Origin of the sequence: Micromonospora sp. WMMD735 (assembly GCF_049178995.1) — a bacterium.
Taxonomy (GTDB): Bacteria; Actinomycetota; Actinomycetes; order Mycobacteriales; family Micromonosporaceae; genus Micromonospora; species Micromonospora wenchangensis.
In genome coordinates, this window is sequence record NZ_JBMHMJ010000002.1 from 894,234 (window position 1) to 909,202 (window position 14,969).

The window sequence follows — 14,969 nt, forward strand, 5'->3', positions numbered from 1 at the left end:
AGACGGAAGGCCCCGGACCGAACCGGGCCGGTGAACCTGACGGATCGGGGTCGGTCGGTCACTGTCGCGGGCGGCGGTTCAGGTCGGCCAACTGGGTACGCCGACCGGTCACCGCGTCGCGCAGCTTGTCCACCACGCCGACGGCCGGTTCGACGATCCGGTTCCACGGCGGGGTGGCCGGGGTGCCCGGATGCGGCCGGGTCGGCGCCGCCTCCTCGGCGATCTCCCACCGGTTGCCCAGTCGGATCAGCTCCGCGTCGGAGGCCACCTCGCGCAGCGGGGTGACCAGCTCGGCCACCGCGGTGACGTGCCGACGGACCTGGGCGGCGACGTCGGCGAGCGTCGGGTCGTCCGGCCCGCCGAGGGCCTTCAGCGCGGTCAGCAGCGCCGCGTCCGCCGCGATCTCCCGCTCCACCCGGGCGGTGGCGTCGGGCAGCGCCGCGCGGACCGTGGGCAGCAGGTACTGCTCCTCGGCCGACAGGTGCCGCGACACCATGGCGGTGAGCACCTGGAGCACCTCGCGCCGCCGGTCGGGCGCCACCGTGGCGTCGGTGACCTCGTCGACCAGGGCGAGCAGCTGCCGGTGTTCGGTGTCGGCGAGGTCGGCCATGCTCCGCCCACCCGGACGGTAGGCGTCGTCGGCGGACGGCGGCAGCGGCGGCAGGGGAACGGCGGACATGACGTCCTCCTCGGCGGGGGCCGGCGCGGGTCGCCGGCCGGTGCGACGGGCGGAACGGGGACGTCAGCGCCGGTACCCGTACCCGGTGATCGGCAAACCGCGACGGCGTTCGCGCCGCCCACGGCCCGGTCGGCCGGCACCCCGCCGCCGGGCGGCACCGGGTGGTCGCCGCCGGGGCGGCCGGGCCGTTCGCGGCCGGGCCGGCGACTGGTAGAAAGAGGCGATGACGAGCGATGCCGCCTCCGCCGCGCCCGACCCCACCGCCGAGGTCGTCGACCTCTGCCGTGACCTGCTGCGCATCGACACCACCAACACCGGCGACAACGACACCAGCGCGGGCGAGCGTCGGGCCGCCGAGTACGTCGCGGAGAAGCTCGCCGAGGTCGGCGTGACCGCCGAGATCCACGAGTCCGCGCCGGGCCGGGCCAACCTGATCGCCCGCATCCCCGGCACCGACCCCGGCCGCGACGCCCTGCTCGTGCACGGCCACCTGGACGTGGTGCCCGCCGACGCCGACGAGTGGTCGGTGCACCCGTTCTCCGGGGAGGTCCGCGACGGCTACCTGTGGGGCCGGGGCGCGATCGACATGAAGGACTTCGACGCGATGGTGCTGGCGGTGGTACGGCACTGGCAGCGCACCGGCGTCCGCCCGCCCCGCGACATCGTGCTGGCCTACACCGCCGACGAGGAGGCGGGCAGCGACTACGGCGCGCACTTCCTCGTCCAGCAGCACCGGGACCTCTTCGACGGCTGCACCGAGGCGGTCGGCGAGGTCGGTGGCTTCTCCTACTCGATCAGCGACGCCCAGCGGCTCTACCTGATCGAGACGGCCGAGAAGGGGCTGGACTGGGTGCGGCTGCACGCCAAGGGCCGCCCCGGGCACGGCTCGTTCGTCCACGACGACAACGCGGTCACCGCGCTGGCGGAGGCGGTGGCCCGGATCGGGCGGCACCGGTTCCCCCTCACCGTCACCCCGACCGTCCGGGCGTTCCTGACCGAGCTGTCCGACGTGCTCGGCGTCGAGCTGGACCCGGACGACCCGGAGACCGCCATCGCCAAGCTCGGCCCGATCGCCAACATCATCGGCGCGACCGTCCGCAGCACCGCCAACCCGACCCGGCTGGCCGCCGGCTACAAGGACAACGTCATCCCCGGCCGGGCCACCGCCACCATCGACTGCCGCAGCCTGCCCGGCCAGTCCGAGCTGCTGGAACGGCAGCTACGTGAGCTGGTCGGCCCGGACATCGAGATCGAGTACATCCAGCGCCAGCCCGCCCTGGAGACGACCTTCGACGGCGACCTGGTCGACGCCATGTCGGCGGCGTTGCGGGCCGAGGACCCGGGTGCCCGCCCGGTGCCGTACATGCTCTCCGGCGGCACCGACGCCAAGGCGTTCGCGCAGCTCGGCATGCGGTGCTTCGGTTTCGCCCCGCTGCGGCTGCCGGCGGATCTCAACTTCTCGGCGTTGTTCCACGGCATCGACGAGCGGGTACCGGTGGACGGACTACAGTTCGGCGTGCGGGTGCTCGACCGGTTCCTCCGCAACTGCTGACCGGACCCGGTGCCGCACCTCCCCCCATGTCTTGAAGGGACAGCCTCATGACCGACCAGCACGGTGAGCTGGACGCCGCCCTGGAACGCGTGATCGACGCGGCCCGCGCCCACCTGACGGCCGTGCGGGCCGCGCAGGGTCGGATCGACGACGACGACGTGTGGCAGGCGTACGTGGCGTTGAACAACGCCTCCTTCGCCTACGACGAGCAGCTGCTCGACGCGTTCGGCGAGGTCACGCCCTGGGACGTCGAGTCGATCGACCCGGACGAGGCCGACGAGCGGTTCGGCGGGGCGGCCGGGGACGCCGCGGCCACCGACCCGCACCCGCAGGTCATCTCGGTGCGCCAGCGCCGCGACTACCGGGTGCCCAGCGTCTCGGCGCTGCTGCGGGTCGCCGAGGTGGCCCGCCGCGAGGGCACCCCCGAGGACGACGAACCGGCGCCGGTCGAGGGGGTCGGCGAGGCGGTGCTGGAGCTGTTGCAGAGCGGCGACGGTTCGCTGTCCGCCCTGGACGTGCCGGAGCTGGAGCCGCTGGACGGGGTGGTGATGGTCAGCGAGGTCGGCACCCCGGTCGATCTGGAGTCGTTCGACGACGACGACCCGGTGGGCCCGTTCACCCCGGCCGCCGACGACCGGCTGGTGGGCCGGCTCGACGAGCATCCTTTCCTCGACGAGGACGACCACGACCACGCCGGGCACCAGCACTAGGCAGCGGCCGGGGTCGCCCGGCGGCACCACCGGGGTCGCCCGGTGCGGGCCGGCCGGCGGCCCCGGACCACCCGGGGCACTCCCCGGGCGACGGCCGGTGCCGCCGCCTGGGGTCAGTAGGACAGGCCCGGTTGGGGTTGGTTGACCCGGCGGCGGCGCAGCACCACCTTGCGGGTGCCGTCCCGGAACAGCTGCACCCGGGCCAACTCCCACCCGGAGAACTCCGCCTGGATCGCCAGCTGCGCCGCGGCGGTCAACCTGTCGACGTTCGGCGGCAACCGCAGCGGCGCGTATTCGTAGTCCATGGCACCTATGCTGCCCAGCCCGACGGCCCCGCGCCACCCTTTGGCCGGTGCGCCGCGCCACCCCGGCACCGCCGGTCAGACCGCCGCGCAGTCGGTCGCCCCGTGCTGCCAGGAGTGGTCGTAGCGGCCGGCGAGCCGTTCGACGAACTCCTCGACCGCCCGCTCGTCGAGGGAGTCCAACCGGTCCAGCCGCTGCCAGGCGGTCAACCCGATGCCGTGGCCCAACGCCGGATAGGGGGCCACCACCACGTCCCGGGGATGGCGGCGGCCGATCCGCTCCAGCTTCTCGACGTCGCCAGGCGGCACGTCCGGGGCGTACTGCACCAGCACGTGCCCGTGTTCCAGGGCGTGCACCTGGAGTTCCTCGGGCACCGCGTCGCGGTAGACGCCGGGCACGACGACCCGGGGGGAGTGCGGGCCCGACGTGGGCGGCACCGTCCGGTACGGCTCGTGCGGCGCCCCCTCGTACGCGATGTGCCGGTCGCCCTCGAACGGTTGCGCCGTGCCGGGCAGCCGGTCGCAGGGCAGCGCGGTGTCCCCGCCGAGCAGGTTGACCAGCACCCCCACCCCGAGGCTTGACATGGTCGCCACACTGAGCACGGTGACCACCACACTGACCACCGGGCCGAGCCATCTGCGGTTCACGTGGCCAACCTTCCGGCGCGGTAACGATTACGGACGATCACCCCGAGTGGAAGCAGGATGTTGAGCGAGGCAAATGCGGCCAGCGCAATTCCCTCCCACCAGTAGGCACTGCCGAACGGTGCGCCGGTCAGCACTCCCGCAGCCCACCCCAGGGTCACTTTCGCCCCCGGTAGCAGAAAATGGATGGCGAACCAGACCATCCAGATGACCCCGGCGACATACAACAATCGGTACCAGCGGGACACCCGCAGATCCCGGGCGTGCGCGTCACGCAGCACGGCACGTTCGGCCGGGGTCAGCCGGCGAACCCATTTCTTGAGGCTGAGCCGGGTCACCTCGTGCAGGTTGCGGCAGCCGGTCGCCGTGGCCATCACCAGGTACATGTCGGTACGCAGGTAGGCCAGCGTCTGGAAGGCCAGCTTGACGGCCTGGCTGAACACCACCATGGCGAGGAACCGCACCATTTCCGGCGGCAGCTCCAACCAGCCCCGTGACCAGGCGAAACGTGGTGCGACGGCGGCGAACAGCAGGATCCCGTCGATGGCCATGCCGGCGAGGAAGGGGCCGTAGCGGCGTTCCGGCGGCAGCGCCCAGAGCCCGGTCAGGTCGGTCTCCAGCACCGGGAAGATCCCCCGGCGTTCCAGCCGCAGCTGCGACCGGACGCCGACGGCCGCCCCGGCGAACGCGTGCCACGCCTCGTGCACCACCGTGAGCAGGGCCACCGTGACGTTGGTGATCAGCAGGCTGAGCACCACGTCCGGGAAGATGAAGGTGTCCTCGTAGGTCGGCAGCAGGGACGGTTCGGCGACGAACATCGCCAGCGTGGCGACCAGCGCGCCGACGTACACCGTCCAGGCCACCCGGCCGAACAGCGGCCGGACCAGCCGGGCCGGGATGCGGGACACCGACCAGGGGCGGGCCTGCACCGGCGGTGGCCCGGTGTCGGACTGTGGCCGGATGATGCCCGCCTCGACGAGCACCTCGACGAAGTCCAGCGCGTCGACCGGTTCACCGGTCTCACGTTCCACCTCGTCGGCGGCCTCGGCGACGCTGCGACCGGCCGCGAACAACGCGACCAGCCGCGCCCCCACCTCGGGCACCACCACGAAGTTTCCGCTGGCCAGGTCGCCGACTACGTACTCGTCGTCCTCCTCCTGGCGGACCACCAGGTGCGCCACCGCGGGGCGGCTGTCCAACCCGAGCACGGTCACCGTTCCTCCTGGAACCAGCCGCAGGTGTCGCACTTCACGCCGGGCCGGGGCTCCACCACGTAGTGGTAGGTCAGGTCGGTCAGGCTCAGGTGGAACATCCGGCCCCGGGTGGTCGTCGGGATGCCGGCGAGGTGGTAGACGACGTCGAGGGCGGCCAGGTGCCCGGTGAGGTTGGCGGTGGGGGCGATCACCGCGTGCCCGGTGAATCCGAACAGCTCCTCCGGCTCGCTGCCGTACTCCTCGCGCAGCCGGTCGGTGACGCTCGGCAGGCACGCCTCGCAACAGGTCTGACCGGGCACGAACAGGCCGATCACCGCCATCGGGCCGGCGTACTGGGCGAGCATCCAGGCCGTGCCGGTGGCCAGGGAGGCCCGGTTGGTCCACTCCCGGATGGCGTGCCGGGGCTGGTCGGCGCAGAGCACCAGCAGGTCGTGGTCGCGCATCAACGCCGCCACGTCCGCCGTCGAGTCGACCCGGGCCTCCTCGCCGGTGACCGTGACGTGGGAGTTCATCCGGCGCAGCCGGGCCACCGCGGCGTCCACCTTGGCGGTGCCGATGTCGTCCTCGGTGTAGAGCAGTTGCCGGGTCAGGTTGCCCGCCTCGACCACGTCGAAGTCGACGCAGTGCACCGTGCCGACCCCGGCGGCCACCAGGGAGGCGGCCACCGCCGACCCGGAGCCGCCGAGCCCCAGCACGACGACCCGGCCCGCCTTGAGCCGGGCCTGCACCTCGTAGCGGGAGGTGCGCGGGGTCAGGTCCACCCACGCGTGGTACGTCAACGCCCGGTCGTACCGGTCGACCTCGGCGGGGCTCAACTCGGGCGGGGGCGGCGCGGCGGCGTCCTCGACGTACCCGGCGTCGATGATCGTCTGCATCGCGTCGGTCGCGTCCTGCGCGGCCATCTCCGGGCGTACGGCGAGCAGCGCGGCGACGATCTCCGCCCGGGTGCGGGTGCCGTCCATCAGGCGCAGCAGCTCCCAGAGGCTGCCGTCCTCGTCGTCGATCTCCGCGCCGATACCCAGCTGCCTACCACCGATGTTGATCAGGGTCGGGTGGAGCCGTACCGGCTTGTGGATGCCCTTGATCCGGGGCCGCTGCATCGGGCGAAGACCTCCTGGAGAATGGCCGGCCGGGGCGCGGCACGCCGCGCCCCGGCCGAAACGGGGTGGGTCAGCCGCAGACGTCGTTGCGGCAGCCCGGCTCGCTGATGATGGCGACGGTGGTCTCGAGCCGCTCGAGCTTGCGCACGACGACCTTGGCGGGCTTGCGCTTGACGTCGGTCTTACGGTCCACGGGTCCTCCAACGAAATGGGAGAAACGGCGCGGCGGGGGTCGCTCGCGCCGCAATCATTAGAGCACCGTCATTGGTCCGCCACAATGTTTGCGGCGGCCGGATCAGACGGTTTTCGCCGGGCCGAATCTCTTTCCGGACAGGCCCACCGAAAAGCGGACGCCGAAACCCGGGCCAACAACACCAGGGGGTTCTAAGCCACCTATTCGGACGGAACAACGCAAGCGGCCTGAACCAATTATGGGGGAGTGGCAGTTGGTAAAGGACGATCGGTGGAATTGACACGCACCGGTGTGCTTTTGGTCCGGTCCGCCACCTTGTGCGCCGGCGGCGGGATCAGCCCTCGCGCTCCGGGTAGCCGACCGGCACGGCGGACACGTCGTCCAGCGCCGTGGTGATCTCCTCCGGCAGGGTCATCCGTTCCACCTGCAACGCGCCGAGCAGCTGCCCCACCGTGCGGGCGCCCAGCACCGGCGCGGTCACCCCCGGCCGGTCCCTGATCCAGGCCAGCGCCACCTCCAGCGGCGACACGCCCAACCCGCCGGCGGCGATGCTCACCGCCTCGACGATGCTGGAGCAGCGCGGCTCCAGGTAGGTGGCGACGAACGCCTCGAAGTGGGCCGAGGCGGCCCGCGAGTCCGCCGGGCGGCCGTTGCGGTACTTGCCGGTCAGCACCCCCCGCCCCAGCGGCGACCAGGGCAGCACGCCCAGGCCCAACGCGGCGCAGGCCGGCAGCACCTCCCGCTCCACCCCCCGCTCCAGCAACGAGTACTCGACCTGGGTGGCGACCACCGGGGCCCGCCCCGGCCAGGCGGCCTGCCAGGCGGCGGCGCGGGCGGTCTGCCAGCCGGAGAAGTTCGACACCCCGACGTAGCGGACCCGGCCCGAGGCGACCGCGTGGTCCAGCGCGGCCAACGTCTCCTCCAGCGGGGTGTCCGGGTCGTAGCCGTGCACCTGCCACAGGTCGACGTGGTCGGTGCCGAGCCGGCGCAGCGAGGCGTCCAACGTCCGCAGCAGGTGCCCGCGTGAGCCGTCCCGCCGCCGGCCGCTGCCCGGCCGCAGCCCCGCCTTCGTGGCGATCAGCACGTCCTCGCGGGGGACCAGGGTGCCCAGCAGCGACCCGAGCACCGACTCGGCGTCGCCGTCGGCGAACACGTCGGCGGTGTCGACCAGGTTGCCGCCCGCGTCCAGGAAACTCTTCAGCTGGGCCGCCGCGTCGTCGGCGTCGGTGTCCCGGCCCCAGGTCATGGTGCCGAGCGCGAGCCGGGAAACCGCCAGCCCGCTTCGGCCGAGCGGTCGCTGTTGCATGGGTGAACCTTATTTCGAACGCGGCGCAACCGATATCCTCGCTCCCGGCATCTCTGCCTGTCGCGTCGCCGATCCGACCGTCACCGGCGCCCGCGACGCCACGGCGTGCACCGGATGCGCCGGTCCGGTCGCTGGCTGTCCACCCGCTCGGGCGCGGCCCGACCACCCACCCCGCCCGGCGTCCGGACGGACGGCCCCCGGTGGCGAGCCGGTGGGCGGCCGGCCCCGGGCCATTGCGTAACCTGATGCGACCTGTGGTGCGGGATGGGGAGGATCAGTGCGACTCGGGCTCAGCCTCGGATATCAGACGGCGTGGAGTACGCCGGCGGACCACCTGGCGCTTGCCCAGGAGGCGGACCGCCTCGGCTACTCGGTGGTGTGGGCGGCGGAGGCGTACGGCTCGGACTCCCCGAGCATGCTCGCCTGGATGGCCGGGCAGACCGAACGGATCGACGTGGGTAGCGCGGTGATGCAGATCCCCGCCCGTACCCCGGCGATGACCGCGATGACCGCTGCCACCATCGACGCGCTCTCCGGCGGCCGGTTCCGGCTCGGCCTGGGCGTCTCCGGCCCGCAGGTCTCCGAGGGCTGGCACGGCGTCCGGTTCGCCAAGCCGCTCGCCCGCACCCGCGAGTACGTCGACATCGTCAAGTTGGCGGTGGCCCGCAAGGAGGTCGCCTACGCCGGCGAGCACTACACTCTGCCGCTGCCCGACGGCCCCGGCAAGGCGCTGCGGCTGGGCTTCCACCCGCCGCGCGAGCACATCCCCATCTACCTGGCCGCCGTCGGCCCGAAGAACCTGGAGCTGGCCGGCGAGATCGCCGACGGCTGGCTCGCCGTGTTCTACGCCCCCGAGTTCGCCGACGAGCAGCTCGCCTCCGTCAGTGCCGGCAGGGCGAGGGCCGGCAAGGAACTGGCCGGGTTCGACGTGGTGCCCTCGGTGCCGGTGGTGGTCGGTGACGACATCGCCACCTGCGCCGAGCTGGTCCGCTGGTACGCCGCCCTCTACGTCGGCGGCATGGGCAGCCGGCAGCAGAACTTCTACAACCAGCTCGCCACCCGGATGGGCTACGCCGACGCCGCCCGCGAGGTGCAGGACCTCTACCTCGCCAAGCGGCAGCGCGACGCCGCCGCCGCGGTGCCGATGGAGTTCATCGACCGCACCTCGCTGCTCGGCCCCAAGGAACGCATCGCCGAGCGGATGCGGGAGTACGCGGCCGCCGGGGTGACCACCCTGTCGGTCACCCTGTTCGTGGCCGACCGGGACAGCGGCGTGCAGACCCTGCGGACCGTCGCCGAGGCCCTCGACCTCTCGGGAGTCGGCGAGTGACCTGGGTCGAGGCCATCGTCCTGGGCATCGTCCAGGGGCTCACCGAGTTCCTTCCGGTGAGTTCGTCGGGGCATCTGCGGATCACCTCGGCGATCTTCTTCGACCGGGACGCGGGCGCGTCCTTCACCGCGGTCACCCAGCTGGGCACCGAGGCGGCCGTGCTCATCTACTTCGCCAAGGACATCTGGCGGATCACCCGTACCTGGCTGGTGGGGTTGCGGGACCGCTCGGTGCGCTCCAGCCTCGACTACCGGATGGGCTGGTACGTGATCGTCGGCTCGATCCCGATCGGGCTGTTCGGTTTCCTGTTCAAGGACCAGATCCGCACCGCCGGGCGCAACCTGTGGGTGGTCTCCACCACCCTCATCGTGTTCGCCTTCGTGCTGGCCTTCGCCGAGTACTGGGGGCGGCAGACCCGCACCCTGGTGAACTTCCGGATGCGCGACGGCATCGTGATGGGCTTCGCCCAGGCGATGGCGCTGGTCCCCGGGGTGTCCCGCTCCGGCGGCACGCTCACCGCCGGCCTGCTGCTCAACCTGACCCGGGAGGCCGCCGCCCGGTACTCGTTCCTGCTGGCCATCCCGGCGGTGGTGATGTCCGGCATCTTCAGCGTCGGGGACGTCTTCGAGCCGGCCGCCCCGGGCACCTCGGTGCCCTCGGTGGCGCAGATGGTGGTCGCCACGATCATCGCGTTCGGCATCGGCTACGCGGCCATCGCCTGGCTGCTGCGCTACGTGGCACACCACACCCTGTACGTCTTCGTGCTCTACCGGGTGGCGCTCGGCACCCTGGTGCTGGCGTTGCTGCTCACCGGCACGATCAGCGCCACCTGACCGCACGCCGGCCGCCGGCCCCCGACACCACCCGAGGTGTCGGGGGCCGGCTGCGGTCCGGCTGCCCCTAGGGTGGTGGCGTGGCGACCCTTCTGCTTCTGCGACACGGCCGGACGACCGCGAACGCCGACGGCGGGCTGGCCGGCCGCCAGCCGGTCGAGCTGGACGACACCGGGCGGGCCCAGGCGGAGGCGGTCGGTCAGCGGCTGCGCGGCCTGCCGCTTTCGGCGGTGGTGACCAGTCCGCTGATCCGCTGCCGGCAGACCCTCCAGCTGGCGCTTCCGCAGGCCACCCCGGTGGTCGAGGACGGGTTGATCGAGTGCGGCTACGGCGCCTGGGAGGGGCAGCCGCTGAAGAAGCTGGCCAAGGAGAAGCTCTGGCCGGTGGTGCAGCAGCACCCCAGCGCCGCGGTCTTCCCCGACGGGGAGTCGATGGCGCAGATGTCGGCCCGCGCGGTCGCCGCGGTACGCGCCTGGGACGCCCGGATCACCGCCGACCACGGACCGGAGGCGGTCTGGCTGGCGTGCAGCCACGGCGATGTGATCAAGGCCATCGTCGCCGACGCCCTCGGCGTGCACCTCGACCTGTTCCAACGCATCGTCGCCGACCCGGCCTCGGTCACCGCGATCCGCTACACCCCGCTGCGGCCGTTCCTGGTCCGGCTCAACGACACCGGCGGTGACCTGGCCTCCCTGGTGCCGCCACCGGCCAGGCGGCGGCGTCGGGCGACCCGGCCGGCCGACTCCGACGCGGCCGTCGGCGGGGGCGCGGGCACCACCGGCTGAGCCGGCCCGCCGGGGCACGTCGGCCGCCGGGCGCGGGCCACACCGTTTCGCCCTCGGCTGATTCGGCGTCGGTGCCTTGCGCGACCGTTCCACGCTCCGGATAGGGTCGTGGGTATGACCCACCAGGTGCACGCCTTCGAGCCGCCCGAGCGGTTCGTCGCCGGGACCGTCGGGCCGCCCGGGGAGCGCACGTTCTTCCTCCAGGCCCGCGGTGGTGGCCGGCTGGTCAGCGTCGCGCTGGAGAAGGTGCAGGTGTCCCTGCTCGCCGAGAAGCTGGAGGAACTGCTCTCCGAGGCGCAGCGCCGCTTCGGCGTCGAGCTGCCGGAGTCGCCGGTGTCCGTCGGCGACAACGACCCGCTGGACAATCCGGTCGACGAGGAGTTCCGGGTCGGCACCCTCGGGCTGGCCTTCGACGTGGACTCCGCCACCGTGGTGATCGAGGCGATCGCCGCCGGTGAGGCGGAGGCCGAGGTCGAGCTGGGCGACGACGAGGTCGACGAGGACGACGAGGATGACGAACCGGACGAGGACCTCGACCGGCTCCGGGTGCGGCTGACCCCCGAGGCGACCCGCGAGTTCATCGAGCGGGCCCGCCGGGTGGTCAACGCCGGCCGTCCGCCCTGCCCGCTGTGCGGCCAGCCGCTCGACCCGGCCGGGCACCTCTGCCCCCGGCACAACGGCTACCACCGGTGACGTCGTCGGAGGTGCAGCGCCAGGATGCCAGCGCCGCGCTCCGGCTGCTGTGCGAGGGTGAACTGGAGCTGGAGGGTCGGCTCGTCGACGCCTCCAACACCACCCTGCGGGCCACGCTGACCCTCGACGGCCGTACCGCCCGGTGCGTCTACAAGCCGGTGCGCGGCGAGCGCCCGCTCTGGGACTTCCCCGACGGCACCCTCGCCGGCCGGGAGGTCTCGGCCTACCTGGTCTCCCGGGCCACCGGCTGGGACCTGGTCCCGCCGACGGTGCTGCGCGACGGGCCGCTCGGGCCCGGTTCGTGCCAACTCTGGATCGACGAACCGGACGACGTCGAGCCGCTGGTCGGGTTCGTGCCGGCCGAGGCGGTGCCACCACGCTGGTTCCCGGTGGCCGCCGCCCGCGACGACGACGGCGCGGCGTACGCCCTGGCCCACGCCGACGACCCCCGGCTGGCCCGGCTGGCCGTGCTGGACGCGGTCATCAACAACGCCGACCGCAAGGGCGGGCACGTGCTGGCCGGCGCGGACGACCGGATCTACGGGGTGGACCACGGGGTCTGCTTCCACGTCGAGGAGAAACTGCGGACCGTGCTGTGGGGCTGGGCCGGCCGGCAGCTCCCCCCGGACGCGGTGCAGGTGCTCGACGCCCTCGACGGCCAGCTCACCGGTGACCTGGGGGAGGAGTTGGCCGAGCACCTGACCCTCGGCGAGGTCGCCGAGGTGGCCGCCCGGGTACGGCGGCTGCGCGACACCGGCCGGTACCCGCTGCCGCCGCAGGACTGGCCGGCGATGCCGTGGCCGCCGATCTGAGCCGTTGTCGTGTTGATCACCCGGGCGGTTCCTCCCGGCGGCCGGGCGGCTCGTTAGGCTGGCGGTCATGGAGTCTTGGGCGGGACACGAGGTGCCACGGCTGCCGGGTGACGGCGGGCCGCTGAGCTTGTACGACTCGGCGCGGCGCGGTGTCCACCCGAGCCGTCCCGCCGGCCCCGCCACCATGTACGTCTGCGGCATCACCCCGTACGACGCCACCCACCTGGGCCACGCCGCCACCATGATCACCTTTGATCTGGTGCAGCGGATGTGGCGCGACGCCGGCCTGACCGTGCAGTACGTGCAGAACGTCACCGACATCGACGACCCGCTGCTGGAACGCGCCGAGCGCGACGGTGAGGACTGGAAGGTCCTGGCGATGCGGGAGACGGCGCTGTTCCGCGAGGACATGGAGGCGCTGCGGATCATCCCGCCGGCGCACTACGTGGGCGCGGTGGAGTCGATCCCGCACATCGCCGACCGGGTGCAGGAACTGCTCAAGGACGGTGCCGCCTACCGGCTCGACGACGGCACCGGCGACGTCTACTTCGACGTCGCCGCCGCCCCGGCGTTCGGCTACGAGTCGAACCTGACCCGGGAGCAGATGCTGGAGATCTTCCCCGAGCGCGGTGGCGACCCGCAGCGGGCCGGCAAGCGCGACCCGCTCGACCCGCTGCTGTGGCGCGGCGCCCGCGACGGCGAGCCGTCCTGGCCGGGGGGCGAGCTAGGCCCCGGGCGGCCCGGCTGGCACATCGAGTGCACCGTGATCGCGCTGAACCTGCTCGGCGACCGGCTCGACGTGCAGGGTGGCGGCAACGACCTGATCTTCCCGCACCACGAGTGCTCCGCCGCGCACGCCGAGCGGCTCACCGGCACGGCCCCCTTCGCCGACCACTACGTGCACGCCGGCATGATCGGCCTGGACGGCGAGAAGATGTCGAAGTCCAAGGGCAACCTGGTCTTCGTCTCCCGGCTGCGCGCCGACCGGGTGGACCCGATGGCCGTCCGGCTCGGCCTGATGTCCGGCCACTACCGGGACGACCGGGCGTGGACCGACGACGTGCTGACCGCCGCGCAGCAGCGGCTGGACCGTTGGCGGCGGGCCGCCGCCGCGCCGTCCGGGCCGTCCGGCGCGGCCTTCCTGGCCGGGGTACGCGAGCGCCTCGGCGACGACCTGGACACCCCTGGTGCCCTCGCCCTGGCCGACGACTGGGCCGAGGCGACCCTGACCGGCACCGGCGACGACCCGCAGGCCCCCGCCCTGTTCACCAGCACCATAGACGCCCTCCTCGGCATCCACCTCTAACCCCCACCCCATCCCCCCGCCCCGCCCCCGGCCGGCCCGGCACCCCCCCCCGCCGGCCCGTCGATCATGGAGTTGTGGTGGGGGTTGAGCCCCCATTTGCGACGTGTGCGGAGCCCCATAACTCCATGATCGACGCAGGGGGCGTGTCGGGGCGGGTGGTGGGGGTGTGGTGGCTCGGGGGTTAGCGGGGGCGGGGGTGTGGGGTGGGTTGGCGTAGGGCGACCCGGGTCTGGGTCTGCACCACGCCGCAGCTCTTCTTGAGCCGACGCAGCAACGCGTCCAGGGCGGCGGTGTCCCGCAGCCGGGCCCGCAGCAGGTAGTCGTACGGCCCGGTCATGTGCACCGCGTCGACGATCTGCTCGATCGGGGCGATGGCGTCGACGAACGTCTCGTAGTCGGTCCCGGCGTCGAGGCGTACGTCGATGAACACCTCCAACCCGCCCCGGAGCTGCGGCGCGTCGTGACCGGTGACGACCGTGTACCCGAGGATGACGCCGTCGGCTTCCAACCGGCGGACCCGGGCGGCGGTGGCGTTCGTGCTCAGGCCGACCCGTCGACCGATCTCACTGAACGAACACCTCGCATTCTCCTGCAGGATGCCGAGAATCTGCTCGTCCAGTTGGTCCACACCGATAATCGTACGCCGGCACCACTCATCTGTCGGTCGTGCCCGTCGGGGTGACCCAAACTCGGCGGATGGCTGATGGAATCGTGTTCCTGGCGGTCGCCGGGTTCGCCGCCGGGCTGGGGGTGGCGATGCCCCTGGGGGCGATCGGGGTGCTGATCGTCCGGGAGGGGATGCTGGGCGGTCACCGCAGCGGCCTGGCCGCAGCATTCGGCGTCGCCACCGTCGACACCCTCTACTGCCTCGGCGCGCTGCTGACCGGGGCGGCGCTCGCGCCGGTGATCGCCTCGTGGGGGGACGCTCCCCGCTACCTGTCCGGGCTGGTGATCGTCGGGCTGGGCTGCCACCAACTGGTCACCCTGCGCCGAGCCCCGGCACGCCCCGCCGGGGCCGGCCCTGCCGGCTCCGGACCCCAGCGGGACAGCACCGGCGGACCCCAGCCGGACGGGACCGGCGGAGCCGAGCGGGGCGGCACCGGCGGACCCCGGCGGGACGGCACCGGCGGACCCCGGCGGGACAGCACCGCCGGACCCCAGCGGGACGGCACCGGCGGGGAGCGTCCGGCCCAGCCCGCCGGGCCGGTCTACGTCCGCTTCGTGCTCCTCACCGCGGTCAACCCGTTGACCCTGGTGTACTTCTTCGCCCTGGCCGGGACGGTGAACGCCGTGCCGGGCAGCTGGACGGGGCCCGGGGTGTTCGTCGTCGCCGCCGGGCTGGCCTCCCTGCTCTGGCAGACCGGGCTCGCCACGATCGGCGCTGCCCTCGGTGCCACCGTCCCGGTACGGGTCGCCGACCTGCTCGGAGTGGTCGCCTCCCTGATCGTCGTCGCGCTCGGAGCGACCGTCATCGTGGTCACCGCGCTCACCTGAGGCACGGCCGACCCC

The 14,969-nt window shown here is 73.0% G+C and carries 17 protein-coding genes; 9 read left to right on the forward strand and 8 right to left on the reverse strand.

The genetic code is table 11. The annotated features are described in order from the left end of the window. Nucleotides 1-58 precede the first annotated feature (58 nt). Nucleotides 59-679: a hemerythrin domain-containing protein gene (locus ACN268_RS03910; RefSeq protein ID WP_421481764.1), complete on the reverse strand. Its 621-nt coding sequence runs from the start codon at nucleotides 677-679 to the stop codon at nucleotides 59-61. A 223-nt stretch (nucleotides 680-902) separates the two neighbouring features. On the opposite strand from ACN268_RS03910, the gene ACN268_RS03915 reads away from it, so the two are divergent. Together ACN268_RS03915 and ACN268_RS03920 are read left to right on the forward strand one after the other, a co-directional pair. After that, nucleotides 903-2,231: a M20/M25/M40 family metallo-hydrolase gene (locus ACN268_RS03915; RefSeq protein WP_421481765.1), complete on the forward strand. Its 1,329-nt coding sequence runs from the start codon at nucleotides 903-905 to the stop codon at nucleotides 2,229-2,231. A gap of 47 nt (nucleotides 2,232-2,278) precedes the next feature. After that, nucleotides 2,279-2,941, forward strand: a complete 663-nt coding sequence (locus ACN268_RS03920) for a hypothetical protein (RefSeq protein WP_302743412.1) — start codon at nucleotides 2,279-2,281, stop codon at nucleotides 2,939-2,941. A gap of 113 nt (nucleotides 2,942-3,054) precedes the next feature. On the opposite strand, the gene ACN268_RS03925 is transcribed toward ACN268_RS03920, so the two are convergent. The 6 genes from ACN268_RS03925 to ACN268_RS03950 all read right to left on the reverse strand — a co-directional run bounded on the left by ACN268_RS03925 (nucleotide 3,055) and on the right by ACN268_RS03950 (nucleotide 7,701). Then, nucleotides 3,055-3,246, reverse strand: coding sequence for a DUF5703 family protein (locus ACN268_RS03925; RefSeq protein ID WP_088646215.1), 192 nt, complete (start codon nucleotides 3,244-3,246; stop codon nucleotides 3,055-3,057). 75 nt (nucleotides 3,247-3,321) lie between these two features. Next, complete coding sequence (locus ACN268_RS03930) at nucleotides 3,322-3,891, reverse strand: DUF3105 domain-containing protein (protein ID WP_421481766.1); 570 nt, start codon at nucleotides 3,889-3,891, stop codon at nucleotides 3,322-3,324. Continuing rightward, nucleotides 3,888-5,102 carry a hypothetical protein gene (locus ACN268_RS03935; protein WP_421481767.1) on the reverse strand — a complete coding sequence of 405 codons (1,215 nt, stop codon included), beginning with the start codon at nucleotides 5,100-5,102 and terminating at the stop codon, nucleotides 3,888-3,890. The genes ACN268_RS03930 and ACN268_RS03935 overlap by 4 nt, the downstream gene beginning before the upstream one ends. Next, nucleotides 5,099-6,202, reverse strand: coding sequence for a ThiF family adenylyltransferase (locus ACN268_RS03940; RefSeq protein ID WP_421481768.1), 1,104 nt, complete (start codon nucleotides 6,200-6,202; stop codon nucleotides 5,099-5,101). The genes ACN268_RS03935 and ACN268_RS03940 overlap by 4 nt, the downstream gene beginning before the upstream one ends. 70 nt (nucleotides 6,203-6,272) lie before the next feature. Next, nucleotides 6,273-6,395 (reverse strand): hypothetical protein, encoded by a 123-nt coding sequence (locus ACN268_RS03945; RefSeq protein WP_255470009.1) that lies wholly within the window; start codon nucleotides 6,393-6,395, stop codon nucleotides 6,273-6,275. Between the two features lie 334 nt (nucleotides 6,396-6,729). Next, entirely contained in the window at nucleotides 6,730-7,701 is a 972-nt protein-coding gene (locus ACN268_RS03950; RefSeq protein ID WP_363654298.1) for an aldo/keto reductase, read from the reverse strand. 277 nt (nucleotides 7,702-7,978) lie between these two features. Between ACN268_RS03950 and ACN268_RS03955 the strand changes: the two genes are divergently transcribed. From ACN268_RS03955 to mshC, 6 genes are all read left to right on the forward strand, one after another. Next, nucleotides 7,979-9,031, forward strand: a complete 1,053-nt coding sequence (locus ACN268_RS03955) for an LLM class F420-dependent oxidoreductase (RefSeq protein ID WP_421481769.1) — start codon at nucleotides 7,979-7,981, stop codon at nucleotides 9,029-9,031. After that, on the forward strand, nucleotides 9,028-9,864 hold the full coding sequence (locus tag ACN268_RS03960; protein WP_194822007.1) for an undecaprenyl-diphosphate phosphatase: 837 nt from the start codon (nucleotides 9,028-9,030) through the stop codon (nucleotides 9,862-9,864). The genes ACN268_RS03955 and ACN268_RS03960 overlap by 4 nt, the downstream gene beginning before the upstream one ends. A gap of 80 nt (nucleotides 9,865-9,944) precedes the next feature. After that, entirely contained in the window at nucleotides 9,945-10,649 is a 705-nt protein-coding gene (locus ACN268_RS03965; protein ID WP_421481770.1) for a histidine phosphatase family protein, read from the forward strand. A 114-nt stretch (nucleotides 10,650-10,763) separates the two neighbouring features. Further along, the gene (locus ACN268_RS03970) at nucleotides 10,764-11,342 is read left to right on the forward strand and encodes a DUF3090 domain-containing protein (protein WP_421481771.1); all 579 of its coding nucleotides are present in this window, start codon (nucleotides 10,764-10,766) and stop codon (nucleotides 11,340-11,342) included. Beyond that, on the forward strand, nucleotides 11,339-12,154 hold the full coding sequence (locus tag ACN268_RS03975; protein WP_421481772.1) for an SCO1664 family protein: 816 nt from the start codon (nucleotides 11,339-11,341) through the stop codon (nucleotides 12,152-12,154). The genes ACN268_RS03970 and ACN268_RS03975 overlap by 4 nt, the downstream gene beginning before the upstream one ends. 67 nt (nucleotides 12,155-12,221) lie before the next feature. Continuing rightward, entirely contained in the window at nucleotides 12,222-13,460 is a 1,239-nt protein-coding gene (mshC, locus tag ACN268_RS03980; RefSeq protein WP_421481773.1) for a cysteine--1-D-myo-inosityl 2-amino-2-deoxy-alpha-D-glucopyranoside ligase, read from the forward strand. 181 nt (nucleotides 13,461-13,641) lie between these two features. On the opposite strand, the gene ACN268_RS03985 is transcribed toward mshC, so the two are convergent. Continuing rightward, nucleotides 13,642-14,088: an Lrp/AsnC family transcriptional regulator gene (locus ACN268_RS03985; RefSeq protein WP_421481775.1), complete on the reverse strand. Its 447-nt coding sequence runs from the start codon at nucleotides 14,086-14,088 to the stop codon at nucleotides 13,642-13,644. Between the two features lie 68 nt (nucleotides 14,089-14,156). On the opposite strand from ACN268_RS03985, the gene ACN268_RS03990 reads away from it, so the two are divergent. Beyond that, nucleotides 14,157-14,954 (forward strand): LysE family transporter, encoded by a 798-nt coding sequence (locus ACN268_RS03990; RefSeq protein ID WP_421481776.1) that lies wholly within the window; start codon nucleotides 14,157-14,159, stop codon nucleotides 14,952-14,954. Nucleotides 14,955-14,969 lie beyond the last annotated feature (15 nt).